We start from the raw sequence: 26,234 nt of genomic DNA, 5'->3' as shown, positions 1-26,234 counted from the left end.
GGGCATGCAATATCTCGGTTATGGCGCGAACTCTGCTTTGACGTCACCGAGCAGCGCCATGCTGCCTAGCCGACCCAATTCGTCCGAACATTTCGCACTCTTGCCGTAGCAGCCGAATGCAACCGTTACGCGCTGCGAAAGCGGTCCGATGCAGGGCAGCCCGCTGTCGCCAAAGGTGGTCATGCAAGGCACAACGCGGCGTTCTTCGAATTTGAGGTCGCGAATACGGTCGAGAATCTGCTTCTGAAGTCCGTCGGCAACGTGAGCCGATCCGCCCGATCGGAACCAGTCTTTGATGTCCGCCTCGCTTTCGAGTGGAATATCGACCGGATCGCCGCCGAGCTTTAGCCAGGTTTTGCCGTCCGGATAGGGGATCGGCGGCAGAATATAGGGATCCTCGCCCCTAGGCCCGAAACAACGCATCGACGGCATTTCGGCCAGGCGTTGAACCTCGGCCGCACCAAGCCGAAACATCACTGTGGTGCGCGCATAGACCGTAAAACCCAATGATTGACCGAGCAGCGATTGGGTATGCCCGCCTGCTGCAACGAGAACCCGATCGGCCTCGACACTGCCCGATCTCGTCCGGATCGTCACACCGGAGCCGCTTTCCGAAACCCCCAGAGCAGGCTCGTCGATGATCCGAGCCCCGGCGCGCTCCGCCGCGATTGTCTGCGCCCGGACCAGGCGGCGCGGGCTGATGTATCCGGCATCCCGCGGCTCGAAATATCCCTGCATGCCCGCCCGTGATGTCAGAAACGGAAATCGCTCCGTGAGCCCCGTATCGTCATAGGCTTCACAAAGGATGCCGGCCTCGGCGGCGATTTCGCCAACCGAACCGATATCCGTGCTTTCGCCAGGGCCAAGGTGAAGCACGCCGACTTCCCGGTAGAAATCGACACCGCTTTCCGCAGAAATCTCGCCGTAGCGCGCAATCGCAGCACAGTTCGCTTGCCGCCAAAATGGCTGTGAATCGAACCTCCGCGTGATGCGGCCCTCATCGTAGTGACTTCCGAAGACACCGCCATGGCGCGAAAAATCTGCCGGCTCATCGGGCCCGATGAGCGCCACATCATGGCCCATCTTGGACAGATGCCGCGCAGCCGCTGACCCGATCAGACCACGTCCGATCACTGCAACTTTGATCGCTTTGTGAACGCTCACGATTAAGTCCTACGCCTTGCTGCTCCAAGCGGGATGAAATCCACCATGTCAGAAGCGCTTGTCGACGTTCAAGCAATTCCTCGGGGCCGCAACCCACGTCGAAAGGACGGCCAGAAACTATCTCGCCATCGTGACGTCGCTGCTACAATCCTGTGGATCAGACAAGTGGTGACCACGCGACCCTAGTCGGCCATAGCGACCAAAGCCTCGGGGTCGTAGGCGAGGCGGATCGGGGTGCCGACAGGAATGTCGTCGGCGCCGAAATCATTGGTCTCGGTCACCGATAGCGGCTTTTCCAGTCCGGGTATCTCGACAATCAGATGGGTGATCTCGCCGAAATAGTGGCGTTCGACCACCTTGCCGGCGACTTCGAATTTGGCCGTCGCATTGTCCCACAGCACGCGCAGGCGCTCCGGCCGGATGCCCAACGTGGCGCCGCCGCCATTGCGCACGAATGCCTTCGGCTTGTCGGTCCTGACACGGCCGAAGCCCAGCGTGTCGACGACCAGCGAGGCGGCGTTCTCCTCGACGATCTCAGCCTTGACGAAGTTCATGCCGCCGAGGAAGTCGGCAACCTGGCGGTTGACCGGCCGCTGGTAGATTTCCTTGGGCGAGGCGACCTGGGCGATCTTGCCGCCGAACATCACGGCGATGCGGTCGGACATTGCGAGTGCTTCATACTGATCGTGAGTGACCAGCACGAAGGTGATGCCTACCGCCTGCTGCAGCCGGCGCAGTTCGACCTGCATCTGCTCGCGCAGCTTCTTGTCGAGTGCCGACAGCGGCTCGTCGAGCAGCAGCACCTTGGGCCGCATCACCAAGGCGCGGGCGAGCGCCACGCGCTGGCGCTGGCCGCCGGAAAGCTCGGTGGCGAGGCGTTTGCCGAGGCCGATCAGCGACACCTGCGCCAGCGCTTCCTCGACGCGGCGCTTTTCTTCCACAGCGCCCAGCTTCAGCCGCTTCAGCCCATAGGCGACATTCTGTTCGACATTGAGGTGCGGGAAGATGGCATAGCTCTGGAACACCATGTTGGTGGGCCGGCGGTTGGCCGGGATGCCTTCCATCGACTGGCCACCGACCGAGATCGAACCGCTGGTCGGGTTGTCGAAACCGGCAATCATGCGCAGCAGCGTGGTCTTGCCGCAGCCGGAGGGGCCGAGCAGCGAGAAGAACTCGCCTTCCCTGATGGTCAGCGTCGCGTCGTCGAGCGCCTTGAAGGCGCCATAGCTGCGGGTGACGTCGCGGATTTCGATCATAGGTCGATCAGATTGGGCCCGCTCGGACTGGAGCCGTTCGGCCTGGGTTGGCTCAGGCATAGAGGCCTCCCTCGTTCTGGGTGCGCCTGGCCGCACGGCGGCGCAGGACTTCGGCAACGGTCATCAAGACGAAAGAGGCAACCAAGAGCAGCGTGCCCAGCGCCAGCACGCCCGGCAGCTTGGCGGCGAAGCGCAGCTGGCCCCAGATATAGATAGGCAGCGTCGTCTCGGTGCCGGTCAGGAAGAAGGCGATGACGAACTCGTCGAGCGAGATGGTGAAGCAGACCAGCAGGCTGGAAATGATCGCCGGCGCCACCATCGGCAGCGTCACCCGCCGGAAGGTGCCGAAGGCGCTCTCGCCGAGATCGGCCGAGGCTTCTTCGAGGCTGCGGTCGAACCCCTCGAAGCCGGCGGTCAGCACTGTCATCGAATAGGGAATGCAGATCAGAACATGGCCGAGCACGACGGTGAACAGCGACAGGCTCAGGCCGAGCTGCAGCATGACCAGCAGCATGGAGATGGCGAGGATGATTTCCGGCAGCACCAGCGGCGCCATGATCAGGCCGTTGATGGTGCGGCGGCCGGGATAGCGGTAGCGGGTGATCGAGCGGGCGGCGAGGATGCCGAGTAGCGTCGCCAGCACCGATGCCGAGACGCCGACGATCAGGCTGTTCCAGGCGGCGTCAAGCAGCGCCGGCGTCTTTGGCAGGTCTTCGTACCATTTCAGCGTATAGCCGGTGAGGGGAAACTTCGGCGTCGGCGCGGTGTTGATCGAGAAGATCGGCAGGAAGATGACAGGCAGATAGAGAAAGACGATGTAGAGGAACGCGTAGGCGGTCAGCCAGCCGCCGGCAAAGAAGCGCCGCATCGCCGTCATCGCGCCAGCCTCTGCAATGCGCGAATAATCAGCACCGTGGCGCCCGCCATTAACGTCACGACCAGCATGGTGGTGACGGACAGAGCCGCACCCAGCGGCCAGTTCGATGCCTTGCCGAACTGCGCCTGGATGGCGTTGGCGATCATGACGCCGTCCTTGCCGCCGACAAGCTTCGGGGTGACGTAGTCGCCGACGGTCGGGATCATGACGATCAGCGCCGCCGAGATGACGCCTGGCGTCGACAGCGGCAGCGTCACGCGCAGGAAGGAACGCAGCGGGCCGTCGCCGAGATCGGTGGCCGCCTCGACCAGGGTGCGGTCGACTTTCTCCAGCGAGACGAAGATCGGCAGGATGGCGAAGGCCGCCCAGGCATGGGTCAGCGTGATGATGACTGCGCTGGAATTGTAGAGAAGCGCCGTCGATGGTTCGTCGATTATGCCGAGGCCCATGAGGCCGGAATTGAGCACGCCATTATAGCCGAGGATCACCTTCCACGACATCACGCGCAGCAGATAGCTGGTCCAGAACGGGATGGTGATCAGGAACAGCCAAAGGCTTTTGTGGCGGCCGCCGTGGAAGGAAATGAAATAGGCGATGGGATAGGCGAGTATGACGGTGAAAAAGCTCACCGTCAGCGAGATGTAGAGCGAGCGCCACAGAAGATCGCGGTAGATCGGTTCGGTCAGCGCGATGCGATAGTTCTCCAGCGTGAATGTGTGGTCGATGGTGAGGTAGTCCTGCGTCCAGAAGGAGTGGGCGAAGACCACCAGGATCGGCAGCACCAGAAGAATAAGGGCATAGAGGAAAGTCGGGCTGATCAGGGCAAAGCCCTGAACGGGTTCGGACTGCAGAAGAGCGTTTCGCCTGGCTCGCGTCATGCGCCGCGCGGGCACCCCTTCGGCAGCTGCCGTCATTGCAGCGCCCCGGGCGTGATCTCGGTTGCCGGTTCGAACTGTCCCGCCATGATGCTCCCATTGACCGGGCCGGCTGCCTGTTCCCAATTTTTGCGGAGCGCGATTTGCTGGTCGCGCTCCAAGCTTGCCGGCTTTCTTTCATCATGAGCGCATCCGTGGATTGAAATCAAGCGCTATTTCTGTAATATTGATTGAACGGACATTCAAAATGAAGTGAAGAAAGCCCGCTTTTCAACGCTTGGCGCTTCGTTTTGTGCCCGACGAAAAATACGCTCAAGACCTGCGAGGCAATGATGGCGGCTGCAAGAGACCTAAGAGCGATGGAGATGACTGGCGACGACGATGCGGTCGAGCTGGCCAAGCGCCATCTTGTCCAGCCCTGGCCCTATGCCGGCTCGGTTGGCAATGAAGCGCGCGCGCTGATCGGCGAGGGCGATGGCATCTACATCACCGACGTCACAGGCAAGCGGCTGATCGACGGGCCGGCCGGCATGTGGTGCATCAATGTCGGCCACCGCCGCGAGGAACTGGCCAAGGTGATGTACGACCAGGCGATGATGCTGTCCTACAACACGCCCTGGTACACGATGAATGCGCCGTCGGCCGAGCTTGCCAAGCGCATCGCCGACCATGCGCCGGGCGATCTCAGCCATACCTTCTTCACCACCGGCGGCTCGTCTGCGGTGGAAACGGCGCTGCGCTTCATGCAGTTCTACAACAATGTGCGCGGGCGACCGGAAAAGAAGCTGATCCTCAGCCGCGGCGGCGCCTATCACGGCTCGACCTATCTGTCGGCCTCGCTCAACGGACGGCCGCGTGACCGCGACTGGATGGACGGCGCCGACGATCTGGTGGTCAAGCTGTCGTCGCCCGATCCGTTCCGGCGGCCAAAAGGCATGAGCGTCGCCGATTTTGCCGATTTCCTCGTCGATCAGTTCCGCGATACGGTCGCGCGTGTCGGGCCTGAGAAGATCGGCGCCTTCGTCGGCGAGCCGGTGCAGGCTTCGGGGGGCGTCGTCGTGCCGCCGGATGGCTATCTCAAGCGCATCCGCGAGATCTGCAGGGACAACGACATCCTCTATGTCTCCGACGAAGTGGTGACCGGTTTCGGCCGGCTCGGCCATGTCTTTGCATCCGGCGACGTGTTCGGCATCGATCCCGACATGATCACCTTCGCTAAGGGCGTCACATCAGGCTATTTCCCGCTCGGCGGTGTGATCATCTCGGAACGGCTGCTTCAGGAAATGCGCCGCTCCAACCATCCCGATGCGCTGTTCGGCCATGGCCTGACCTACACCAGCCATCCGATCGGCTGCGCGGTGGCGCTGAAGAACCTCGACATCCTCGAAGACAGCGTGCTTGCCCATACGCGTGATGTCGCGCCCTATTTCCAGGCGCAGTTGAAGACGCTCGAGGAACTGCCGCTGGTCGGCGAAGTCCGCGGCATGGGCCTGATGGGCTGCGTCGAATGCGTTGCCGACCGTGAAAGTAAGGATCCGCTGCAGCTCGACAAGGATGTCGGCAAGCGCATCGACGCCCATTGCCACGAGCTCGGCCTGCTGGTCCGGCCGCTGATCAACATGTGCGTGATGTCGCCGCCGCTGATCATTACGCGCGAGCAGATCGACGACATGGTGGCCATCCTGCGCGAGGGCATTTCGCGGACCATGGATGATTTGAGGAAAGAAGGGGTGTGGCAGGGGTGAAGGCTCTTCCTTCTCCCCGTTTCACGGGGAGAAGGTGCCCGAAGGGCGGATGAGGGGCGGCGCGAACATCGGCGGTTGGCCGTGCCCAGCGCCGTTCGCGGTCATCTGTCTGAGGCGATAACCTCGCCGGCTTTGTGCTGCCCCTCACCTGCCTGCCGGCATCCTCTCCCCGTATAGTGACGGGGAGAGGGACTCTCACCGTCGCCGCATCTAAACCTGCGACCGCATGGCGTCGTTGAGGTTCCACATGTCCTTTTCCTCCGGCGCCGTCTCCAGGCCCAGAACCGGGATCTGCTTGCGCAAATGGTCGTGGTGGGTGCGCACGCCGTATTCGAGGTCGGAGAGATAAAAACCTTCGAAGGCCTCCGAAATCATGGACTCGTTCGACCACACGGAAAGCTGGACATCCTCGTTCATGGTGTCGCGGTCGATGCGGTAGGCGAGATAGCGCGCCGCTGCCTGTTCCCTGGTCTCGTCGGGGTAGCGGTAGATGGCGCCGCGCAACAGCGTCTCACCGGTCGACAGCGGGAACTCCTGATAGAACTGCACGGATTCCGGCATAATCGACAGCGCGTTGTTGGGGAAGATGCCGTAATAGATCCAGGCCCTGCGCAGATGCTCCGGCAGATGCGACGCATCAGGCTTGAGCTTGATGTATTCGCGCACGCTCCAGCGCCGGCCCGCATGCGGATTGTAGGTGGCGAAGGAACGCGAGACGCCGTTGATGAACGGCTCGTCAAAATAGGTCGCGCCGTAGAGATCCTGCAGCGCCGGATGCGCCATGGCGACGTGGTAGCCTTCATTGTCGACGTCGCGCACCGACTTCCAGTTGACCGGCGACTTCTGCGTCCAGATACCCCAGGACGGCACCATCTCGGCCACATTGTAGTGAGTCATCTCGGCTTCGATCGGCTTCAGCAGTTCGGCCACCGAAGGCTGTGGGCCGCCCTTGCGGAAGCGGATGAAGATGAAGCCCATCCAGATTTCGAGGTCGAGCGGCATCAGGCCGAATTCGGTCTTGTCGAGTTCGGGGAAGGAGCGCGGGCGGGCTGCGCCGCGCAGCGTGCCGTCGAGATTGTAGACCCAGCCATGGAACGGGCAGACCAGCGCATTCTTGCAGGTGCCCTGGCTGTCGGCGACGACGCGGCTGCCGCGATGCCTGCACATATTGTTGAAGGCGCGCACGACGCCGTCCTTGCCGCGCACGATCAGCGCCCGCTCACCGACCACGTCCATGGTCAGATAGTCGCCGGCATTCGGCACGTCGGAGATATGGCCGGCGATCTGCCAATGGTTGCGGAAGACGTATTCCTTCTCGAGTTCGAGAAGCGCGTCGGAATGATAACTCCAACCCGGCAGGCCCCGCCGGTCCCAATCATTGGGGATCGCCACGTCACGGAGGTGCGGGTTCATAAAAAGCTCTTCTTTTGTTGAATACTCATTCAATAAAATCATATTTTGCATTGAAATGCAATGGCTTGCGGAAATCGATCGATTTCTCGACGATGTAATCGAGCCAGCTCGAAGCCGCTTCGATCGAAGAAAATCCCGGAAAATCCGGGCGTTAACCGGGGTCCTGAAACGGCCGTCCAGCATGCGGATTTGGCCCCGCTGGGCGTGCAAAAGCGACCCTGCTCGGAGACGAAAAATGCCTGCCGTGCGCAAATTCAATCCGCAGTGTGAGCTTGTTCATAGTTCGACTGGCCAGCGATGGGCTTTGCTGTGTCTACGGCCCGCCTGTCGTCAACGTTCTGATTGCGCGCATGAAACAGCTTCGCAAACGAATCCTGCCGTCGGCACATGCCCGGATATGCCCGGATATGCCCGAGTTTCTTGTTTCAAACCTGTTACGCGGGCAAGCCAAGCGCATCATTCGCCGGTTACCGGGCGCGATTAAGTTCGTTTCATAAGAAAACGAAGGGGAGCAACAATGTTTACGAAAGCCGAGACAGCCAGCAACGAACGGCGCGCCAAACTGGCACTGCGCCAGCGCGCCAGCGATCATCCGGTCGCGATGTTCTCAATGCTGGGCGCCTGCGCCCTTGCCGTCCTGTTCCTGACACCGGCTTCCGGTCCGGCCTTTGCTTCGCTCAACCCGCCGGCCAATGTCGTCGAGGGCGCGCCAACCACCATCAAGACCGCCCGGCTGCCAGAGGCGGAAATCGATTTTGCCTGCCAGGGCCAGGCTTGGGGAGCCGAGAGCGCGGACTGCCTGCGCGTCATCGCCGCGCAGTCCGGCGTGCACAAGGCTCGTGCCATCCGCATGATCGCCAACGCTGCGCCGCTGACCACGACGCCCAACGTTTTCTGAACCTCCCGAGCGCTTCCTCCCGCGCTCCTTTTTGGCTCCCGCCGTCCTGCCGGTTGGGAGCCTCTTTTTTTCCGGGTCTACGATTCGGGTGAGGCCGGCCAGCGAACGATGGTCGCCTGCGCTTCCGGCCTTCGCCGGCCGAAGCTCTCATGAATGCCGAGGCTGTGAAGGCTACGGCCGGCGTAGGCCGGTGCTCACGTACCCAAAGTACGCTCCGGTCCGGTTCTCGGCGTCCACCGTTCTCGGCTCGGCCTGACCCGAATCTCGATAGACCCTAGGGTGCTTCGGAAAAGTCAGCCGGCGGCGGCGACCTGGTCGGCTATTGCCGAGAGCACGCCACGGACGTCGAGCGTCGAGAACGGCTTTTCCAGGATCTGAGGGCGTTGCTGCACCGGCAACGCTTCGATCTCGGCCTTGGCGCCGATCAGGTCGCCGGTGACCAGCACGAAGCGTTTGGCGAGCGCCGATTTCTCGGCCAGCAATTCGCGGTAGATAGCTATGCCGCTGATGCCGGGCATGCGCAGGTCGGAAAAGACGATGTCGGGTGGCATGTGGCCAGTCAGGGTTGCGGCCGCCGATGTCCAGACCGGCACGATCCGCGACTTGATGCCCATCAGTTCCAGAATGTCGGAGAGCGAGCCGGCGACGTCGGGTTCGTCGTCGATAATCAGTGCGTGGCGCAAGCCGCTGGAACGGGCCGGGCTGTCGCCGACCGCGGCTGCGCCGCTGGTGATCGCCGGCAGCTGGACGACGAAGCGCGCGCCGCGCGGCAACACTTCCTCGAACCAGACATTGCCATTGTGCCGCTCGACGATCGATTTCGAGATCGACAGGCCGATGCCGGTGCCGACACCGACCGGCTTGGTGGTGAAATAGGATTCGAAGATGCGGCCGCGGATCGCCTCCGGAATGCCCGGTCCATTGTCCTCGACTGAAAAGCCGGGATTGCCGCGGTCGCTGCGAAACGTTCGCACCTTGATCAGGCGGTCACCGCCAATACCGGCCAGAGCGTGTTGGGAGTTGATCAGAAAGTTGGCGGCCACCTGGGTGACATGGTCGGCGTCGGCCATCGCCAGCAGCGGGCCGGGGGCGAAATCGGTGTCGATGATGATGCCGCTCGAACGCGCGCCATAGGCGGTCACTTCGAGCGCGGCGCGGATCACCTGGTTGAGATCGGTTTCGGCCTGGGCAGCGGGGTGCAGGCGCACCATCGACAGGAAGCTCTTGACGATGCGGCCGCAGCGCTCGGCGGCGGCGCGCACTTTTTCGGCGCGCACCTTGGTCTGCGGGTCAGTGGCGAATTCATGCAACAGCGTCGATTGCGCAACGACCACGGCGAGCGGGTTGTTGAGTTCATGCGAAACGCCGGCCAGCAGCGAACCCATCGCCGCCATCTTCTCGTTCTGGTGCAGTTTCTCGCGTTGGCGGTTGATCTCTTCCTCGGCGCGCAGTTTGTCGCGCAGGTCGCGGATCGAGCCGAGGATCAGGTGGCGGTCGGCAACCCGCATCTCGGTTGCCGTCAGCTCGATGGGAAACACCTCGCCGGCCGCATTCTGGGTCACCGTCTCCAGCCGCTGGCCAACCATCGGCGCGCCGCGGCCAGACATATACTCGGCCCCCGAGGCGTAGCCTTTGCGATAATATTCCGGCACCACCGTATCGAGCAGGTCCTTGCCGAGGATGTCGCTGCGCTGGAAGCCGAACATTTTTTCGGCGGCCGGATTGAATTCGATGATCGAGCCGGTCTCGTCGATGACGATGATGGCGTCGAGCGAGGCCTGCAACATGGTACGGCGGATGACTTCGCTGGCATGGGCATCCGACGGCGACCGCTCGATGGCGTCGCCGATGGCGAGCGCGATGATGTGCAGCGCCGCCTCTTCCTCGTCGGTCCACTCACGCTCACTGACGCAGTCGTTGACCGCAAGCGTTCCCCACAGATGACCGTGGGCGAACACCGACACCGACAGGAACGACTTGATGTGCTGCTTTTCGAAATCGGTCCTGAGGAAACCGTCGAGGTTGCGCGTGTGGCCGGCGAAGATCTTGCCTTGCCGCTCGTCCTCCGAAATCCGCTCCAGCAGCGGGTCGTTATCGACGATCGATTGCATGATCACCGTCGGCGAGGCCAGCTCGCCGCCGAAGCGCGGGTCGATCCAGTAGGCGGCGACCGACTGGGCAAAACCCTGGCCGGGCAATTCGCGCAGCCTGAACAGAATGCCGCGCTGGCAGTGCATGGCGACGCACAGCGTCTCCAGGATGGTGTCCATCTCGCGCTGCCAGTCGCCGGCTTCGCGCAGCCGGCGCACGACACGCACGGCCGCCATCGCCGCGCCCTGTCGAACGCCTTTCAGGTCCATGCGTGGTTCAGCGGTCATGTCAGCCATCTATACAGGGCCGTGGGTGGTGGGCTCAGAAACGGCTCACTGTTTCACAGAAACGGTGCACCGCTCCCTCTCTTTGTTTCGACGCAATTCCTATGGGAAAACCGCTACGCGCTTTTCCTGGAATTGCTAGTGCCCATCGCCGGTCGGCAGCGAGAAGATATAGCCTTCGCCGCGCACGGTGCGCAAAAATTTCGGGTTGGCTGGGTCGGTTTCGATCTTCTTGCGCAGCCGCATGATGCGGATGTCGACCGCGCGCGACGATTCAGGATCCTCGACGAAGCCGATCGCCTCGGAGATCGCCGCCCGCGTCAACAGCCGGTTGGCGCGGGTCAGGAAAACCTCCAGCACGTCGAACTCGCTCTTGGCCATGTCGATGACGGTGCCGTTGGCGCCGGTGACAAGCCTGCCGTCGAGGTCGGCCTGGAATTGACCGAAGCTTAGCCGGCGCCCGCCATCGGCTTGCGCCTTGGCGGCCTGCGGCGGGCTCGGTTGCGGAACCCGGCGCAGCACGGAGCGGACCCGGGCCAGCACCTCACGCAACTCATAGGGCTTGACGATGTAGTCGTCGGCGCCAAGCTCCAGCCCGACAATGCGGTCGAGCGCGGTGCCGGCTGCCGTGGCATAGATGATGCCGATCGGCATTTTAGAGCGCAGCCAGCGGCCGAGCGACAGGCCATCCTCACCGGGCATGGCGATGTCGAGGATGGCCAGGTTGAACGCTTCGGTCTCGAGCAAGGTGCGCGCCTCGGCAGCGCTTCCGGCCTGGGTCACATCGTAACCATTGGCGCCGAGATACTCGGCGACTGCGTCCCTGAGATCGGGCTCGTCCTCGACGATGACAATTCGTGCCCGCACTATGGCCTCGCTCCCGCTTTCAGCAGAAAGTAGATTGGGTATAAACATGATGTCCAGCACTCATATCCGGTTGCAGGGGCAGGGGAAGAAAATATGGCTGCACGATCCGTCATCGCGCTGGTTTCCGTCGCCGATGTGGTGGCCGGTGATCTCGCGGACCATCTTGACCGGCGTGGCCATGACGTGCGCGAGGCGCGGCAACCCTGGGAAGCTGAATCCCTGCTCTCGGCCGGAGGCATAGATGTCGTCGTCGTCGGCGACAGCGTCAGCCAGGCGGACGGGCGGGACCTGCTCAGGCGTTATGGCGGCGGCCAGAGCGTGGATGGGAAGGCCGGGCCGGATTTCATCCTGATCTGCCGGCCGGCCGATCTGGTCGACAAGGTGCTGGCGCTCGAGCTTGGCGCCGCGGACGTCGTTGAGAGCCCGCTCAATGTCCGGGAGCTTGCCGCGCGCATTGGCGGCTTGCTGACGCGGCGCGGCCGGTCCGCCCAGGAACTGATCGTGCTGGAAAATGCCACCGTCGATTTGCGGTCGGCCATCGTCATGCACCGCTCGGGTGCGGAAGAGCAACTGTCGCCTGGCCAGGTGGCGCTGCTCAGGCTGTTTCTGGCCAGCCCGCGCAAGGTGCTCACGCGCGACGACATCATCGCGGCGGCGCCGGCCGAAAATGCCGATGCCTTCGACCGCTCGATCGATTCGCGCATTGTGCGGCTGCGCCGCAAGCTCGACACCGAAACCATCATCACCATACGCGGCGCCGGCTACCGGTTCGACCCGCCGACGCAGCGCGCCGACTAAAGCAATTCCAGGAAAAATGTGAAGCGGTTTTCCGGGGAAAAGCGCGTAGCGCTTTCCCTTGGGAATTGCGTAAAAACCAATAGATAGAGCGGGTCGCCGTTTCCGTGAAACGGTGAACTGCTCTAGGGGCAATAGAAGATTATTTGCCGGTCCACCCAAAACCGCTGCGCAATTTTGGGTGGCATGCATAGGCTTTAGCGTACCACCAGAAGCGATGGTCCCGGCGGCAATTCGCTGGCGACTTCGATTTCGCTGGCGGCATGCGCGCGGTACTTCAGGAGAACCGTGGCGAGACCGGCAAAGCCGAGCAGGCCTTGTGCGAAGAGCAGCGCCGAAAGCACCGAGGCAGCAGATTTCGTCTTCATCGGTAATCCCTCAAAATCAGAACCGCGGGTACTTCAGGATAAACCCGAAGTGCCCGCGCCGCCCACGGAGCCCCCCGCTGCGGCGCGGGCCTTCGGTCCTCTCGGCAGCAAGTTGCCGGAGGGGCCGCGCATCCACTTCAACCCAAGGCCGACCCGCCAGAAGGCCTTGAGACGGTTGATGCGCAGACTGGAGACAATCCAGACCAAGGCTATGAACAGCGCGGCATGCAGCGTCGAAACCTCACCCGAATTCATGACCGCCAGTTTCATCATCGGGGTGCCGGCTACTGTGCCGATACCGCCGATGACAAGTGCGGCGATGCTTGTCCTGAAGAGCCAGGACAGGGTGGTCGATCTGATGCTCATTTTCGTTTCGCGCCGGCTGTTCTCGTTGGGATGACTGTGCCGCCGGCCTGTAACCAGATCATGCCGCCCGCGCCGCGCTTTGTTGCAAGTCGGTTTCGAGCGAAGCCAAACTCCTTTCATATAAGGATATTCGCACTTTCGTTTGGCGGTTGGGTCATGATCGAGAGTTAGCCGGGCAGACCGGAAAGCACCCCCCTCTGCTGCTCCCTTGACCGTCCTTGCTTGTTAACCAGAGGAAAACAGATTCGAAACACAAACGAGCATCAAGCGAAGTCAGCTTGAAACATGACGTTGGGATAAGGCGGTCATCGAATTGACGTCGGCCGGGCCGGCAAAAGGGGAGCCATCATGTACAAAGCCATTTCCGCCAAACTCATCAACGTCACCGCCGCCGCTGCCGGCACCGCGCTCCTGCTTGGCGCCGCCAACAGCACGGCGCACGCCGCGGCAAACCAGATCGTGGCGCGCGTTTCGCTGTCGCAACAGACCATGGAAGTGCTGGTCGACGGCCGGCCGACCTTCGCCTGGAAGGTCTCGACCGGCGACAGGGCGCATGTCACGCCGACCGGTTCGTTCAAGCCGACCCGCATGCATGAGATGTGGTATTCGAAGAAATATGACAACGCGCCGATGCCGCATTCGGTGTTCTTCAGCGGTGGCTACGCGGTGCATGCGACCAACGCCATCAAGCGGCTGGGACAGCCGGCGTCGCATGGCTGCGTGCGGCTGCATCCCGACAATGCCGCCGAATTCTACCAGCTGGTCGAAACCTTCGGCCCGACCAACACCAGCATCGTCATCGTCAAGTAGCAGACTGCGGTTGGAGCGGTTGTGAAGTCTGGCCGACGCCGCGCTTTACCGCAGGCTCCCCCGAAGCTCCAGCAGGAGCGTTGCGGTAATCAATCCAGTCAAAAAAAGAGGCCGGAAGTTTCCGGCCTCTTTTTCTTTGCACTTGGCAGTTCCGCGCAGCGCTTAGTCGGCGTGCACCGGCATCAGCTTCGGGTCGGGCTTTTCGGCGTGATGCGGCAAGTCCTTGCTGGCGATGAAAGTGTAGAACATCGGCACCACGAACAGTGTGAACATGGTTCCGACCAGGATGCCGGTGAAGATCACCAGGCCCATCGAATAGCGCGCCGCGGCACCCGCGCCGCTGGACACGATCAGCGGCACGACGCCGAGCGCCATCGCCGCGGTCGTCATCAGGATCGGCCGCAAGCGCACCTTGGCCGAGGCGACGATCGCATCGCGCCGCCGCATGCCATGCACCTCGCGTTGCTGGTTGGCGAACTCGACCAGAAGAATGCCGTGCTTGGTGATCAGGCCGATCAGCGTGATCAAGCCAACCTGCGTGTAGATGTTGAGCGTTCCAAGCCCCAGATTGAGCGGCACGATGGCGCCGAAGATCGACAGCGGCACCGCCATCATGATGATCAGCGGGTCGCGGAAGCTTTCGAACTGCGCTGCCAGCACCAGGTAGATGACGATGACGGCGGCCGCGAAAGCGATCAGGATCGTGTTGCCCTGCTCCTTCTCCTGCCGGGACTGGCCGGAGTAGTCGATGAAGAAGGTGTCGGGCAGGCTCTCCTTGGCAAGGTTCTCCAGGGTCTGCAGCCCGTCGCCGGTGGTGACGCCGGGAAGTGGCAGCGCTGATATCGTCGCCGAGTTCAGCTGGTTGAACTGCTCGATGGCGGCCGGCGAGGCGTTGGTCGAAATCTTCACCACCGCCGAAAGCGGAACCATCTCGCCGGTCACGCTGCGCACGAAATACTGGCCGAGCTTCTCGGGATTGTCGCGGAACTCCTGTGGCACCTGCGGGATGATGTCATAGCTGTTGGAGTCGCGGTCGAACTGCGCCACTTCGGCGCCGCCGACCAGCAGCGTCAGCGTCTGGCCGATGTCGGCGATCGGCAGGTTGAGGGCCGCGGCGCGGTCACGGTCGATGGTCACCGTCACCTGCGGCGCGTCAAAGGACATCGAGTTCTGCACGACGATGAAGCGGCCGGAGGCCTGCGCCTTGTTCTTGATCTGCTCGGCCGCTTCGTAGACCTCGGCGGAACCGCCGGTCGAGCGCACCACCATGGAGATCGGCAGGCCGCCGCCGGAGCCGGGCAGCGTCGGCGGCGCGAAGACGAAGGCCTCGACGCCGGCGACCTTGGCGAGGCGTCCCTGGATGTCGGCCTGAAGCTCCTTTGAATTGCGCTGACGCTCGGCCCAATCCTTGAAGGCGAAGCCGACAAAGGCGCCGTTGGTCGCGCCGCCAAAGGCAACGGCGGAGAATTGTGCCCTGGTCTCGGGAATGTCCTTCACCAGTCCGAGAATCTGGTTGACGTAGGTCTCGGTGTAGTCCGAGGTCGCATAGCGCGGTGCCGTTACGATCGACAGCAGGAAGCCCTGATCCTCTTCCGGCGCCAGTTCGCTCGAGGTCTTGGTGAACATGAAGCCGGTGAGCGCCACCAGCGCGACGACCATCAGCAGCGTCACCGGCCGATTTCTCAGGGAGGCGGTGACCGCCCGCTCGTAGACATGCTCGACGCGGCTGAAGGTGCCGTCGACAATGCGCTGGAAGCGGCTGTGCGATCCGGCCTTGAGGAGACGCGCGGCCATCATCGGCGTGATGGTGACGGCGATGAGGCCGGACAGCACAACCGAGCCGGCGAGCGTCACTGCGAACTCGCGAAACAGCGCGCCGGTCAGGCCGCCGGTGAAGGCCAGCGGCGCAAACACGGCGGCCAGCGTGATGGTCATGGCCACGATGGCGGAGAAAATCTCGCGCATGCCGTTGAATGCCGCCTGCATCGGCGACATGTGGTCTTCCTCCATATGGCGATGGATATTCTCCACCACCACGATGGCGTCGTCGACGACAAGGCCGATGGCCAGCACCATGGCCAGCAGCGACAGAAGGTTGATCGAATAGCCGACCGCAAACAAAAGGAAGCAGACGCCGACCAGCGACAGCGGGATGGTCACGATCGGCATCATCACCGAGCGGAACGAGCCGAGGAACAACAGGATGACCACGACGACGATGGCGACGGCCTCGGCGATGGTCTTGAACACTTCGTCGATCGAGGCGCTGATCTGCTCGGTGGAATCGTAGACGATCTCGATGGTCATGCCTTTCGGCAGCGTGTCCTGAATCAAAGGCACGATCTTGTGGATCGCCTCCGCCGTCGTCAGCGGGTTGGCGGCCGGCGTCGGGAAAATGGCGAGGAAGGTGCCGGGCTTGCCATTGAAGCTCACCCTTGTGTCGGTGCTCTCGGCTGCGAGTTCGACGCGCGCGACGTCGCGCAACCGCACCACCWGTCCGTCGGTCGAACGCAGCGGAAGCTCGGCAAAGGCCTCCGGTGTCTGCAGCGTCGAGCGAACGGTGATCGACGACACGACATATTCGTTCTGGGTGTTGCCGGGCGCCGACAGGAAGTTGGAGTTGTTGATCGCGGTCAGCACTTCGGCAGCGGTGACGCCGCGCGCAGCGAGCTTGACCGGGTCGATCCAGACGCGCATCGAATATTCCTCGGCACCGAAGATCTGCACGTCGGCGACGCCTTCCACCGTCGACATACGCGGCCGTACGACCCGCTCGATGTACTCTGTGAGCTGCTCCTTGGTCATGTTCGGATTCTGCATCGAGATGTACATCATCGCGAACTCTTGACCGGTGCCCTTGACGATGACCGGATCCTTCGACGCGTCAGGCAAGGTGCCGCGCACGCCCTGCACCTTGGACAGCACCTCGGTCAGCGCGACATCGGGGTTGGAGCCGAGCTTCATCTGGACGACGACAGTGCTCGAAGACGGGCGGCTGGACGAGGTAACGTAGTCGATGTTCTCGGTCGATGCGACGGCACGCGCGATCGGGGCGGAGATGAAGCCCTGGATCAAGTCGGCGCTGGCGCCGGGATAGGCGGTCGTGATGGTGATCGCCGTCTCGTCGACCTTGGGATATTGCCGGATCGACAGGTTGAAGATGCCTTGGAAACCTAGGAGCAGGATCATGCAGGCGAGGACGGTGGAGAGAACCGGCCGGCGGATGAAGATGTCGGAAAAGTTCATTGCTGAGCCTGCTGGTTAGCCGACTTGCTGGGGTCAATGGTGTTGTCGACAGCAACGGACATGCCGTTGAAGAGACGGTTCTGACCGGCGGTGACCACCTCGTCACCGGCCTTGATGCCCTCCACGATCTCGACCATGCCGTCGTTGCGGCGGCCTGGCTTCACGAACACCTGCGACAGCACAAGCGCCGGCTTCTCCTCTTCAGAGGCCGGTTTACCGGCGTCGGCAGCGTTCTTGTCGGCGGCCTTGTCCTTGGGCTTCGCCGCGTCGGCGGCGGGCTTGGCGGCTTCGGCCTGCGGCTTTGCGGTATCGTCGGCCGGCTTGTCGGCCGCCGGCTTCTGGTCCTCGGCCTTGGCCGGCGGAGCTGCGCCCGCCTCGGCTGGCTTCGCCGGCACGACGACAAAGACGAAGTCGCCATAGAGGCTCGACGTCAATGCCGTCTGCGGCAAGGACAGGATATTTTTCTCCTGCGGCAGCTCGACGCGAACCTGGACGAACTGGCCGGGCGTCAGCTTGCCGTCAGGGTTAGCGACCTCGCCGCGGACGGACACCAGGCGGCTCGAAGCGTCGATCTTGGGGTCGATGCCGCGAATGGCGCCGGCAAACGGCATGTCGGCGCCGCCGCCGCTGCCTCCGAGGCCGAGCCGCACCGTCTGGCCATTCTTGAGCAGTGGCAGCTGCTGTTCGGGCACCGAGAAATCGACCCGCATGGTGTCCAGATCCTGCAAGGTCACCACCGCGTTGCCGGGCGAGAGATATTGACCGAGGTCAATCTTCGGGATGCCGACAGTGCCGGCGAACGGCGCCGTCAACTGCTTCTGATCAAGCACGGCCTGCAGCTTGTTGACCTGCGCGGCGGAGGCCGATGCAGCCGCCTGCGCGGTGTCGAGCGTGGCATCCGTGCCGACGCCGCGCCGCTGCAGTTCCAGCGCGCGTTCCAGCGCCGTCTGGTCGGATACGGATTGCGCCTTGGCCGCCACGAGATCGGCACGTTCGACGGCGTCGTCGAGCTGCAGCAGGACAGAATCGACGGGCACCTTCTGGTTGGCGTGGAAAAGGATGTCCTTGACGATGCCGCTGGTCTCGACCGTCAGGTCGACGCCGCGCACGGCGCGGACCGTGCCGATCGCCTCGACGCCCGGCGTCCAGTCGGAAGGCTTGACCACAACCGTCGACACGGTCGTCGCCGGCGGCTTCATGGTGGCGAAATACTGTTTGATGGCGCTGTCACGGAACAGGTTGAAACCGACAACGCCGACGCACACCAGAGCGAGCAGAAGCAGAATTGCTGTGATAGAGATGAAGCGCTTCACGAACTGTCCCCTCGGTCCGGCAAAATAGCCAAATAGCGGGACTTATCGACCGCAAGTCCCGATTACAAATGACGGCGAACTTACTGTACCGTCTGGACGGTCTTGTCAATTCCGCCTAGGCTCATGTGGGGGAACGGATCAATGAAGACCCGAAGGGCAAATTCGCGCGACAAGATACTCGCCGCAGCCGCCGATGTAGCACGCGAGGCAGGCCCCGGCAGTCTGTCGCTTGATGCCGTCGCCAGCCGCGCCGGCGTGTCGAAAGGCGGCTTGCTTTACAACTTTCCGACCAAGGCCAAATTGATGCAGGGCCTGGTGGAGAATTACCTGCGCGCTTTCGAGCTGGCGCTGGAATCGGGCCGCGTCGCCGGCGCCAGCGGCGATAGCCTGCTTGCCACCTATATCCGGCTCTCGGCGGATGATTGCGAGGAGCCGAAACCGACGGCCTCGTGGATCTTCTCGGCGATCGCCGAGGATCCGGATTTCCTGACGCCGATAAAAGCCTTCAAGTCGCAGCTGCTGCAGCGGCTGAAGAGCGAGACGCCGGACCTCAAGGCGCTGCTGGTCTGCTTTCTCGCCATCGAAGGGCTGCGCAGCATGAACCTCTTCGATTCCGACGTGCTTTCCACCGACGAACGCCGTCTGCTGGTATCGGCGCTGCTGGAGATTGCGGGGTAAATCAGGGCGTCGTGAGAGTGCGCGTGGTGCCGTCGCCACCCGCTGAGTCCCGGCGCTGCAACTTGCTTGCGCGATCAAAAAACCATAGCCGTCACACCAGCTTCATCGACCAGCCATAGCGTCATCCTCAGTTCTTTTGCTGCAGTGCAAAACGGAGTGGGACGATGGTGGACGTTGTTTCTAGCGAGGCGGGGATCCCGAGACCGGACCATCCGCTCAATCAAACGGGCGGTGCCAAATGGTTCCTGCCGGCCTTCGGCGTGCTTGTGCTCGTCGGTGTCATCTATGTCGGCTATGCGCTCAGCCAGGATCTGGCGGTGGCCAAGACCGTGCCGTGGATCCTGCTTGGCATTGCCTTGCTGATTGCGCTGGGCTTCGAGTTCGTCAACGGCTTCCACGACACCGCCAATGCGGTGGCGACGGTGATTTACACGCGGTCCATGCCGGCCGAATTTGCCGTCATGTGGTCGGGCGTCTTCAACTTCCTTGGCGTTCTCACCTCCAGCGGCGCGGTTGCGTTCGGCATCCTGTCGCTGCTGCCGGTCGAACTCATTCTGCAGGTCGGTTCTTCCTCGGGTTTCGCCATGGTGTTCGCGCTGCTCGTCGCGGCGATCCTGTGGAACCTCGGCACATGGTTCCTCGGCCTGCCGGCTTCCAGCTCGCACACGATGGTCGGCTCGATCATCGGCGTCGGCCTCGCCAATCAGTTCATGGCGCCGGCCGGCAGCGCCACCAGCGGCGTCGACTGGGGCCAGGCGACCAATGTCGGCATCACCTTGCTGGTGTCGCCGATCGTCGGCTTCTTCGCCGCCTTCGTCCTGCTCTATGTGATGAAGCTTCTGGTCCGTAATCCTGCTCTCTATGAGGCGCCGAAGGGCAACACGCCGCCGCCATGGTGGATCCGCGCCCTGCTGATCTTCACCTGCACCGGCGTCAGCTTTGCGCACGGCTCCAATGACGGCCAGAAAGGCATGGGCCTGATCATGCTGATCCTGATCGGCGTCGTGCCGACGGCCTATGCGCTCAACCGCACGCCCGACATCAACTATCTCGAGGCCTACAAGGCGGCATCGGTCGGCGTCGAGACGGCGCTCGGCAACTATATCAAGCCGGGCGTCACGGTCCCCGACGCCAAGGCAGCAGTGCAGGATGCCGTGCGCACAAGGAGCTGGAGTGACCAGACGACGGTCGCGCTGCAGACCTACATCCACAACACGACGGCTTCGTTGCAGCCCTATGCTTCGATTAGCAATGTTCCGACCGACCTAGTCAGCAACGCCCGCAACGACATCTATCTGATCGGCGAGGCGCTGAAGCTGATCGACAAGAAGAAGCTGCTGCCGATGCAAGACGCCGACCTGAAGGCGGTCACCGACTATCACAAGGCCGTCGACAACGCGACAAAGTTCATCCCGCTATGGGTCAAGATCGCGGTGGCACTGGCGCTCGGCCTCGGCACCATGGTCGGCTGGAAACGCATCGTCGTGACCGTCGGCGAGAAGATCGGCAAAAGCCATCTGACCTATGGCCAGGGCGCGGCCGCCGAACTGGTGGCGATGGTGACCATCGGCATGGCCGACCGCTTCGGCCTGCCGGTGTCGACCACCCATGTGCTGTCGTCTGGCGTTGCCGGCACCATGGCGGCCAACGGGTCGGGCCTGCAGTGGTCGACGGTGCGCAACCTGCTGCTGGCCTGGGTGCTGACGCTGCCGTGCTCGATCACGCTGGCCTTCGTGCTGTTCATCATCTTCCGCCAGGTGTTCTGAGCGGGTGATAAGGCTTCAACGAAAAGGTAGCGCCCCGGTGATCGGCGCTGCCTTTTTGTCTTAGGGATGTTCTACGGAGCTATTTCGAAGCGCTGGAGGGACAGCACCCCCCTCTGGTCTGCCGGCCATCTCCCCCGCAAGGAGGGAGATCGATGCCGCCTCTGCCTTCGCCAATCTCCAATGTCGAAAAGCCGACGGGACGCACAAACTGCCAATCTCCCCCCTTGCGGGGGAGATGTCCGGCAGGACAGAGGGGGGTGTGAAGGAACTCGATCGCGGCGATTTCCTATACCGGAAAGACCCCGTCGAGTTGTCCTTCTACCAGAACCCTTAAGTCGGGTCTTCGCGGTGCAAATCGTGGATGGTGACGCCGTCGGCATTGGTCGGCAGCATCAGCCACTTCTTGTGGCGCAGCGTGCGTTCCGTATCCTCCAGACCCATCTCCCAATGCTCGCGCATCGACGTTCCGGAGAATTCATAATCCTTGGCGTGGCCCTCGTAGCCTTTGTGCTGATAGATCAGGTGGACGATGTTGACGACGCCGGCATCCGAATAATCGGCGATCAATTCCTTCTCGCCGTCCTTCAGCGCCTCGGGCGGGACGCGCTTCAGCGCATCGAGCAACTTCATCTTCAGCGCATGGATGCGCTGAAAATTGTCGGTGTTCTGGCGTGTGCGGCTGGAATACATGATGTCCTTGTGGCGTGACAGCACGTCGGCCATGCCGCGCGGCAGCACGCCGCGGGCGCTGAACAGGTCGACCTGGAACACCAGTGAGGAGCGGTCCTCTTCCTGGTCGAGCAGATACTGCAGCGGCGTGTTCGAAACGATGCCGCCGTCCCAGTAATACTCGCCCTCGATGCGGATCGACGGGAAGGCCGGCGGCAGCGCGCCGCTGGCCATGATATGCTCCGGCTCGATACGCACCCTCTCAGTGTCGAAATAGACGAAATTGCCGGTCCGGACATTGACCGCGCCGACGCTCAGCCGCTTTTTGCCGTCGTTCAGCACATCGAAGTCGATCAGGCTCTCCAACGTATCCTTGAGCTCGGCGGTGTCATAGAAGGAGGTAGCGCCTTCCGCGCCCGCCAGTTGGAGCCAGGGATTGGGCGAGCGCGGCTTGAAGAAGCCGGGCTGGCCCATCGCCATCGTCATGAATGACGATGTCTGGTTGCGGATATCGCGGTAGATGTCGCCTTCCGGCGTATAGGGCCAGATCTTGCGGCCCGAAACCGTCTGCCAGAACTGTTCCAGCCGCTGCAGCCGGCGGCTCGGCTCGTTGCCGGCAATGATGGCGGCATTGATGGCGCCGATCGAGACGCCGGACAGCCAGGTCGGTTCGCAGCCGGCATCGGCCAGCGCCTGGTAAACGCCGGCCTGGTAAGCGCCGAGCGCGCCGCCGCCCTGGAACACCAGCGCGACGCGGTCATATTGCGCCGAGATTTCCGCGATCGTGGCGGCAGTCGCCTTGCTGCGGTTACGCTCAAGCACTGACTTTCTCCAGTCTGGTCGCGCCGGCAGCAGACTGGCTGTGTTCGGCGAGGTAATCATGCACGACTTCGCCGAGGCCAAGCGTCAGATCTGCTTTGAAGTGGACGGCCGAGACGATGTCGAGCACCGGCAATTTCGCAACATCGGCCATGACGTGCGGGCGAAGATCGAGCGCGGCCGGCGCCGTCCAGGCTTCCTTCAGCGTGATGTCGGTCAGGTAATAGCGCACCAGCTCGCAGATGCGTGGGGTTCCGTCGACATGCGGGATGATCTTGATCAGGAAGTTGGGCGCGGCAAGCGCGGCGAGCACGGCATCGTGATCGGCGGGCTTGTGCTTGTAGCCCATCGTGCCGGTGGCGCAGAGAACGCTGCCATAGTGCAGCGTGCCGACCACCACTTCGCCCTCATGCACAATCTTGGGGTTGGCGAGCTTTTTCGGAAACCCCCACAGCTCGCGGCCGCCGGCGATCGGCGCATCGTCGTCGAGATACATGGAATGGACGTAACCGCCATGCTGGCCCTGGTAGCGCACCGGGATGACCTGGCCGGTTTCGGTGTAGTCGCCGAAGCCGGTTGAATCGGGCATGCGGATGAATTCGTATTTGACCAGCGGCTCGTCGATCTCCAGCGGCGCCGGCACCACCGCTTCGAGCGCCTCGCGCGTCGTGCGGTAGGTGATGATGACGTATTCGCGATCGAAGAAGCGATAGGGTCCGGGCGGGAAGGAGGGGTTGGTCAGCGGCATCGCATAGGCCCGCTTCACGACATCGGCGATTTCCAAATTGCTCACCCATTGATTCAGGAATGATGTGTGCGAGACGTGCAGGACGATCATGTTGCACGGCAGCATGACAGTGCCATGTCGTGTCACTTCGGTGCCAGCTTCAAGGCACTCGTGAGGGATCACAACATTGTAATCGCAATGACATATGGTCATGCCATTGTTATGTTGCGGTGCACAAACTATGTGCGCCAAAGCTCCTCCACCATTCGCGAGATCTCCCATGGGTTCCCTGTCTCAAAAGAATGCGCTCGTCACCGGCTCGACCAGCGGTATTGGCCTGGCCATTGCCCGCGCCTTTGCCGCCGAAGGCGCCAACGTCACCATCAACGGCCTCGGCGATGCCGCCGCGATCGAGCAGGAGCGTGCCGGCATCGAGAAGGATTTCGGCGTCAAGTGCCGCTACTCCGGCGCCAACATGATGGACGGCGCTGCGGTGACCGCCATGGTGCACGACGCCGAGCAGGCCTTCGGCAGCCTCGACATTCTGGTCAACAATGCCGGGATCCAGCATGTCGCGCCGATCGAGGAATTTCCGGACGACAAATGGGAAGCCATCATCCGCATCAACCTGCTTGCCGCCTTCTATGCGATCAAGGCCGTGGTGCCGGGCATGAAGGCGCGCAAATGGGGGCGCATCATCAACACCGCGTCGGCGCATGCGCTGGTCGCCTCGCCGTTCAAGTCGGCTTATGTCTCGGCCAAGCACGGCATTGCCGGCCTGACCAAGACCGTGGCGCTGGAAGTCGCGCAGGATGGCATCACGGTCAATGCGATTGCGCCCGGCTACGTCTGGACGCCGCTGGTCGAAAAGCAGATCCCCGACACCATGAAGGCGCGCGGCATGACCGAGGAACAGGTCAAGCACGACGTGCTCCTGGCAGCGCAGCCGACCAAGGAGTTCGTCACCGTCGAGGAACTTGCGGCACTGACGCTTTTCCTGTGCTCGGATTCGGCCAGGCAGATCACCGGCACGACCTTGCCGATGGATGGCGGCTGGACGGCGCAATAGGGCCGTTCCCGAGATCGACTCGCCGCCACAAATTGCAGATTGACTCATCCCCCCGGGGGGGATAGTCGACTGACATGACAGACAACACCCATCAGTCGCACCCCGCTATCGTGAAGCGTCTAAAGCGCGCGCAAGGCCACCTTGCGGCAGTGCTCTCCATGTTCGAGGCTCGTCGTTCCTGTGTTGACCTCGCGCAGCAACTCCATGCCGTGGAAAGCGCCATCAGCAGCGCCAAGCGAGAACTCATCCACGATCACATCGAACATTGCCTGACCGACACCGCCGAGGGTGGAGCGCACGACTCGCTGGCGGAACTCAAGCAGTTGGCCAAGTATCTATGAGCGGTCTCGGCAGGCGCACCCTCGACTGGTTCGGTTTCGGTTCGCACGATCACGCCGGCCACGATCACGACCACCACGGTCCGCATGGTCATACACATGGCGTCATCGATGCAACCATCGCGACGACCGATCGGGGCATCTGGGCCATAAAATGGTCCTTTGTCATCCTGGCGGTCACGGCAGCAATGCAGATGGCCGTGGTGGTTCTCTCGGGCAGCGTGGCCCTTCTTGCCGACACCATTCACAATATTGGAGACGCAACCACTGCCATCCCCTTGTGGGTCGCCTTCATGCTGGCGAGGCGCAAGCCGTCATCAACCTTCACCTATGGACTGGGTCGGGCCGAAGACCTCGCCGGTATCGTCATCGTCCTGGTCATTCTGTTCAGCGCCATCGTCGCCGGGTACCAGGCTATCGAGCGCCTGATCCACCCGCAGGCAGTGACGCATCTCGGTTGGCTGACGGCGGCGGGCATCGTCGGCTTCCTCGGCAATGAGGCCGTCGCGGTGTTTCGCATTCGCATCGGCAGGGAAATCAACAGTGCGGCGCTCGTCGCCGACGGCTACCATGCCCGCACCGACGGGCTCACCAGCCTTGCCGTGGTCATTGGCGCTATCGGCGTCTGGCTCGGATTTCCGCTTGCCGACCCAATCATCGGGCTCCTCATCACGGTCGCCATTTTCGGTATCGTCTGGCAATCGGCGCGCTCGGTGCTCACCCGTATGCTCGACGGCGTCGAGCCGGGTGTGATGGCCGAAATTCATCATGCTGGCGAGCATGTGCCGGGTGCTCACATCGTCGATGCCAAGGCCCGCTGGATTGGCCACAGGTTGCACGCCGACATCGCCATCGCTGCAGACGAAACGTTGCCGCTCGCAGAAGCAAACAAGATCACGGCAGCGCTGGAGAATGAACTGTTCGAACACATGCCCGCTCTCGCGACTGCCAACATCCGGTTTTCGAGCGAGCATGGCGCGCACGCGCATCCACATCCTCACGACCACAATCATGGCGAACACCACGACCACCAACACTGACGTGCGCAGAAAACCACCCGCTTCTGCTAGTCCAGGCTGATGCTCCAGACGCTTGTCGAATTCCAGCGCACCATCTACCTGGCGCTGGCAGAACAAATCAAATTGCTCTCAACTGGCGGCGGCTGGGTTGCGTTCCTTGCCTTTCTGCCGATGGGCGTGCTGTTTGGTGCGGCGCATGCCCTGACGCCGGGACATAGCAAAGCCGTTCTGGCTACGTATCTGGCCGGTTCGGACGCGAAGGTTTTGCGCGGCCTTCTGGTGTCACTGACGCTCTCCTTCACGCATGTGACGATCGCGGTGCTGATTGCGGCGTTCTCGTTACCGCTGGTATCGATTGCTTTGGGCAGCGTTGGCCGAGCGCCTCTGCTGGAAGACGTCAGCCGTGGGTTGCTTGGCCTGATTGGCGTCTGGATGCTGTGGCGCGCACTGAGCCGCGGCCACCATCACAAGCATGAGGGCGAAGCCGTTGGCATCATGGCCGGCTTGATTCCATGCCCGCTGACCCTTTTCGTGATGACCTTCGCGATATCCAGAGGCGTTCCGTTTGCTGGCATTCTGTTTGCGGTCACCATGATAGCCGGTGTGGCGCTGACCTTGTCCTGCGTGGCGGTGTTGTCGATCCTGTTTCGAGAACGGCTGGTGCATTTTTTCGACAGCCGGCCACGCTTGTTCGACATAATATCCAGGAGCATCGAAGGTATCGCCGGCCTCACTCTTGCTGGCGTCGCTGTTTGGCAAATTTCTGCGCGCTGAGGACGTT

Annotated in this window: 23 protein-coding genes; 10 read left to right on the top strand and 13 right to left on the bottom strand. The window is 62.4% G+C overall.

Annotation, left to right across the window (positions count from 1 at the left end):
* Positions 1-18 precede the first annotated feature (18 nt).
* From AC1D1B_RS26625 to AC1D1B_RS26610, 4 genes are all read right to left on the bottom strand, one after another.
* Positions 19-1,164, bottom strand: a complete 1,146-nt coding sequence (locus AC1D1B_RS26625; protein ID WP_477335860.1) for an NAD(P)/FAD-dependent oxidoreductase — start codon at positions 1,162-1,164, stop codon at positions 19-21.
* Positions 1,165-1,346: 182 nt separating this feature from the next.
* Positions 1,347-2,420, bottom strand: a complete 1,074-nt coding sequence (locus tag AC1D1B_RS26620; RefSeq protein WP_477336120.1) for an ABC transporter ATP-binding protein — start codon at positions 2,418-2,420, stop codon at positions 1,347-1,349.
* A 52-nt stretch (positions 2,421-2,472) separates the two neighbouring features.
* The gene (locus AC1D1B_RS26615) at positions 2,473-3,297 is read right to left on the bottom strand and encodes an ABC transporter permease (protein WP_477335858.1); all 825 of its coding nucleotides are present in this window, start codon (positions 3,295-3,297) and stop codon (positions 2,473-2,475) included.
* Positions 3,294-4,211: an ABC transporter permease gene (locus AC1D1B_RS26610; protein ID WP_477335856.1), complete on the bottom strand. Its 918-nt coding sequence runs from the start codon at positions 4,209-4,211 to the stop codon at positions 3,294-3,296. The genes AC1D1B_RS26615 and AC1D1B_RS26610 overlap by 4 nt, the downstream gene beginning before the upstream one ends.
* Positions 4,212-4,504: 293 nt before the next feature.
* Here AC1D1B_RS26610 and AC1D1B_RS26605 point away from each other — a divergent pair, with 293 nt between their 5' ends.
* Complete coding sequence (locus AC1D1B_RS26605) at positions 4,505-5,917, top strand: aminotransferase (RefSeq protein ID WP_477335854.1); 1,413 nt, start codon at positions 4,505-4,507, stop codon at positions 5,915-5,917.
* A 210-nt stretch (positions 5,918-6,127) separates the two neighbouring features.
* Here the strand turns inward: AC1D1B_RS26605 and AC1D1B_RS26600 are convergent, their stop codons facing one another.
* Complete coding sequence (locus tag AC1D1B_RS26600; RefSeq protein WP_477335852.1) at positions 6,128-7,330, bottom strand: aromatic ring-hydroxylating oxygenase subunit alpha; 1,203 nt, start codon at positions 7,328-7,330, stop codon at positions 6,128-6,130.
* A 517-nt stretch (positions 7,331-7,847) separates the two neighbouring features.
* On the opposite strand from AC1D1B_RS26600, the gene AC1D1B_RS26595 reads away from it, so the two are divergent.
* Complete coding sequence (locus AC1D1B_RS26595; protein ID WP_477335850.1) at positions 7,848-8,228, top strand: hypothetical protein; 381 nt, start codon at positions 7,848-7,850, stop codon at positions 8,226-8,228.
* Between the two features lie 293 nt (positions 8,229-8,521).
* On the opposite strand, the gene AC1D1B_RS26590 is transcribed toward AC1D1B_RS26595, so the two are convergent.
* Together AC1D1B_RS26590 and AC1D1B_RS26585 are read right to left on the bottom strand one after the other, a co-directional pair.
* A complete protein-coding gene (locus AC1D1B_RS26590) occupies positions 8,522-10,606 on the bottom strand; it encodes a GAF domain-containing sensor histidine kinase (protein ID WP_477335848.1) in 2,085 nt (694 codons plus the stop codon).
* Between the two features lie 135 nt (positions 10,607-10,741).
* Positions 10,742-11,518 (bottom strand): response regulator transcription factor, encoded by a 777-nt coding sequence (locus tag AC1D1B_RS26585; RefSeq protein ID WP_477335846.1) that lies wholly within the window; start codon positions 11,516-11,518, stop codon positions 10,742-10,744.
* A 45-nt stretch (positions 11,519-11,563) separates the two neighbouring features.
* On the opposite strand from AC1D1B_RS26585, the gene AC1D1B_RS26580 reads away from it, so the two are divergent.
* A complete protein-coding gene (locus tag AC1D1B_RS26580; protein ID WP_477335844.1) occupies positions 11,564-12,268 on the top strand; it encodes a winged helix-turn-helix domain-containing protein in 705 nt (234 codons plus the stop codon).
* Positions 12,269-12,462: 194 nt separating this feature from the next.
* Here the strand turns inward: AC1D1B_RS26580 and AC1D1B_RS26575 are convergent, their stop codons facing one another.
* Positions 12,463-12,633: a hypothetical protein gene (locus AC1D1B_RS26575; protein ID WP_477335842.1), complete on the bottom strand. Its 171-nt coding sequence runs from the start codon at positions 12,631-12,633 to the stop codon at positions 12,463-12,465.
* 33 nt (positions 12,634-12,666) lie between these two features.
* The gene (locus AC1D1B_RS26570; RefSeq protein WP_477335840.1) at positions 12,667-12,999 is read right to left on the bottom strand and encodes a hypothetical protein; all 333 of its coding nucleotides are present in this window, start codon (positions 12,997-12,999) and stop codon (positions 12,667-12,669) included.
* A 348-nt stretch (positions 13,000-13,347) separates the two neighbouring features.
* Here AC1D1B_RS26570 and AC1D1B_RS26565 point away from each other — a divergent pair, with 348 nt between their 5' ends.
* Positions 13,348-13,809 carry a L,D-transpeptidase gene (locus AC1D1B_RS26565; protein ID WP_477335838.1) on the top strand — a complete coding sequence of 154 codons (462 nt, stop codon included), beginning with the start codon at positions 13,348-13,350 and terminating at the stop codon, positions 13,807-13,809.
* 162 nt (positions 13,810-13,971) lie between these two features.
* Here AC1D1B_RS26565 and AC1D1B_RS26560 read toward each other — a convergent pair whose 3' ends face one another.
* Together AC1D1B_RS26560 and AC1D1B_RS26555 are read right to left on the bottom strand one after the other, a co-directional pair.
* Positions 13,972-17,055: an efflux RND transporter permease subunit gene (locus tag AC1D1B_RS26560; RefSeq protein ID WP_477335836.1), complete on the bottom strand. Its 3,084-nt coding sequence runs from the start codon at positions 17,053-17,055 to the stop codon at positions 13,972-13,974.
* A complete protein-coding gene (locus AC1D1B_RS26555; RefSeq protein WP_477335834.1) occupies positions 17,052-18,368 on the bottom strand; it encodes an efflux RND transporter periplasmic adaptor subunit in 1,317 nt (438 codons plus the stop codon). The genes AC1D1B_RS26560 and AC1D1B_RS26555 overlap by 4 nt, the downstream gene beginning before the upstream one ends.
* A gap of 141 nt (positions 18,369-18,509) precedes the next feature.
* On the opposite strand from AC1D1B_RS26555, the gene AC1D1B_RS26550 reads away from it, so the two are divergent.
* Together AC1D1B_RS26550 and AC1D1B_RS26545 are read left to right on the top strand one after the other, a co-directional pair.
* The gene (locus AC1D1B_RS26550) at positions 18,510-19,046 is read left to right on the top strand and encodes a TetR/AcrR family transcriptional regulator (protein ID WP_477335832.1); all 537 of its coding nucleotides are present in this window, start codon (positions 18,510-18,512) and stop codon (positions 19,044-19,046) included.
* 164 nt (positions 19,047-19,210) lie between these two features.
* Positions 19,211-20,812: an inorganic phosphate transporter gene (locus tag AC1D1B_RS26545; protein ID WP_477335830.1), complete on the top strand. Its 1,602-nt coding sequence runs from the start codon at positions 19,211-19,213 to the stop codon at positions 20,810-20,812.
* 330 nt (positions 20,813-21,142) lie between these two features.
* On the opposite strand, the gene AC1D1B_RS26540 is transcribed toward AC1D1B_RS26545, so the two are convergent.
* On the bottom strand, positions 21,143-22,303 hold the full coding sequence (locus AC1D1B_RS26540; protein WP_477335828.1) for a patatin-like phospholipase family protein: 1,161 nt from the start codon (positions 22,301-22,303) through the stop codon (positions 21,143-21,145).
* Positions 22,296-23,084: an acetoacetate decarboxylase gene (locus AC1D1B_RS26535; protein ID WP_477336118.1), complete on the bottom strand. Its 789-nt coding sequence runs from the start codon at positions 23,082-23,084 to the stop codon at positions 22,296-22,298. The genes AC1D1B_RS26540 and AC1D1B_RS26535 overlap by 8 nt, the downstream gene beginning before the upstream one ends.
* 223 nt (positions 23,085-23,307) lie before the next feature.
* On the opposite strand from AC1D1B_RS26535, the gene AC1D1B_RS26530 reads away from it, so the two are divergent.
* From AC1D1B_RS26530 to AC1D1B_RS26515, 4 genes are all read left to right on the top strand, one after another.
* Positions 23,308-24,096, top strand: coding sequence for a 3-hydroxybutyrate dehydrogenase (locus tag AC1D1B_RS26530; RefSeq protein ID WP_477335827.1), 789 nt, complete (start codon positions 23,308-23,310; stop codon positions 24,094-24,096).
* A 74-nt stretch (positions 24,097-24,170) separates the two neighbouring features.
* Positions 24,171-24,437, top strand: coding sequence for a metal-sensing transcriptional repressor (locus tag AC1D1B_RS26525; protein WP_477263046.1), 267 nt, complete (start codon positions 24,171-24,173; stop codon positions 24,435-24,437).
* Positions 24,434-25,474 carry a cation diffusion facilitator family transporter gene (locus AC1D1B_RS26520; protein WP_477335825.1) on the top strand — a complete coding sequence of 347 codons (1,041 nt, stop codon included), beginning with the start codon at positions 24,434-24,436 and terminating at the stop codon, positions 25,472-25,474. The genes AC1D1B_RS26525 and AC1D1B_RS26520 overlap by 4 nt, the downstream gene beginning before the upstream one ends.
* A 39-nt stretch (positions 25,475-25,513) precedes the next feature.
* Positions 25,514-26,227 carry a nickel/cobalt transporter gene (locus tag AC1D1B_RS26515; RefSeq protein WP_477335823.1) on the top strand — a complete coding sequence of 238 codons (714 nt, stop codon included), beginning with the start codon at positions 25,514-25,516 and terminating at the stop codon, positions 26,225-26,227.
* Positions 26,228-26,234: the final 7 nt, after the last annotated feature.

The sequence above is a fragment of the Mesorhizobium sp. P2_C5_2 genome (genome assembly GCF_056404535.1).
This window is presented reverse-complemented; position numbering and strand designations above follow the sequence as displayed.

Coding starts and splice junctions, on each gene's coding strand:
- AC1D1B_RS26565 (WP_477335838.1), top strand. CDS start 13,348: ATGTACAAAGCCATTTCCGCCAAACTCATCAACGTCACCGCCGCCGCT.
- AC1D1B_RS26550 (WP_477335832.1), top strand. CDS start 18,510: ATGAAGACCCGAAGGGCAAATTCGCGCGACAAGATACTCGCCGCAGCC.
- AC1D1B_RS26595 (WP_477335850.1), top strand. CDS start 7,848: ATGTTTACGAAAGCCGAGACAGCCAGCAACGAACGGCGCGCCAAACTG.
- AC1D1B_RS26570 (WP_477335840.1), bottom strand. CDS start 12,999: ATGAGCATCAGATCGACCACCCTGTCCTGGCTCTTCAGGACAAGCATC.
- AC1D1B_RS26615 (WP_477335858.1), bottom strand. CDS start 3,297: ATGACGGCGATGCGGCGCTTCTTTGCCGGCGGCTGGCTGACCGCCTAC.
- AC1D1B_RS26545 (WP_477335830.1), top strand. CDS start 19,211: ATGGTGGACGTTGTTTCTAGCGAGGCGGGGATCCCGAGACCGGACCAT.
- AC1D1B_RS26530 (WP_477335827.1), top strand. CDS start 23,308: ATGGGTTCCCTGTCTCAAAAGAATGCGCTCGTCACCGGCTCGACCAGC.
- AC1D1B_RS26575 (WP_477335842.1), bottom strand. CDS start 12,633: ATGAAGACGAAATCTGCTGCCTCGGTGCTTTCGGCGCTGCTCTTCGCA.
- AC1D1B_RS26610 (WP_477335856.1), bottom strand. CDS start 4,211: ATGACGGCAGCTGCCGAAGGGGTGCCCGCGCGGCGCATGACGCGAGCC.
- AC1D1B_RS26525 (WP_477263046.1), top strand. CDS start 24,171: ATGACAGACAACACCCATCAGTCGCACCCCGCTATCGTGAAGCGTCTA.
- AC1D1B_RS26515 (WP_477335823.1), top strand. CDS start 25,514: ATGCTCCAGACGCTTGTCGAATTCCAGCGCACCATCTACCTGGCGCTG.
- AC1D1B_RS26520 (WP_477335825.1), top strand. CDS start 24,434: ATGAGCGGTCTCGGCAGGCGCACCCTCGACTGGTTCGGTTTCGGTTCG.
- AC1D1B_RS26600 (WP_477335852.1), bottom strand. CDS start 7,330: ATGAACCCGCACCTCCGTGACGTGGCGATCCCCAATGATTGGGACCGG.
- AC1D1B_RS26605 (WP_477335854.1), top strand. CDS start 4,505: ATGGCGGCTGCAAGAGACCTAAGAGCGATGGAGATGACTGGCGACGAC.
- AC1D1B_RS26585 (WP_477335846.1), bottom strand. CDS start 11,518: ATGTTTATACCCAATCTACTTTCTGCTGAAAGCGGGAGCGAGGCCATA.
- AC1D1B_RS26620 (WP_477336120.1), bottom strand. CDS start 2,420: ATGATCGAAATCCGCGACGTCACCCGCAGCTATGGCGCCTTCAAGGCG.
- AC1D1B_RS26580 (WP_477335844.1), top strand. CDS start 11,564: ATGGCTGCACGATCCGTCATCGCGCTGGTTTCCGTCGCCGATGTGGTG.
- AC1D1B_RS26590 (WP_477335848.1), bottom strand. CDS start 10,606: ATGACCGCTGAACCACGCATGGACCTGAAAGGCGTTCGACAGGGCGCG.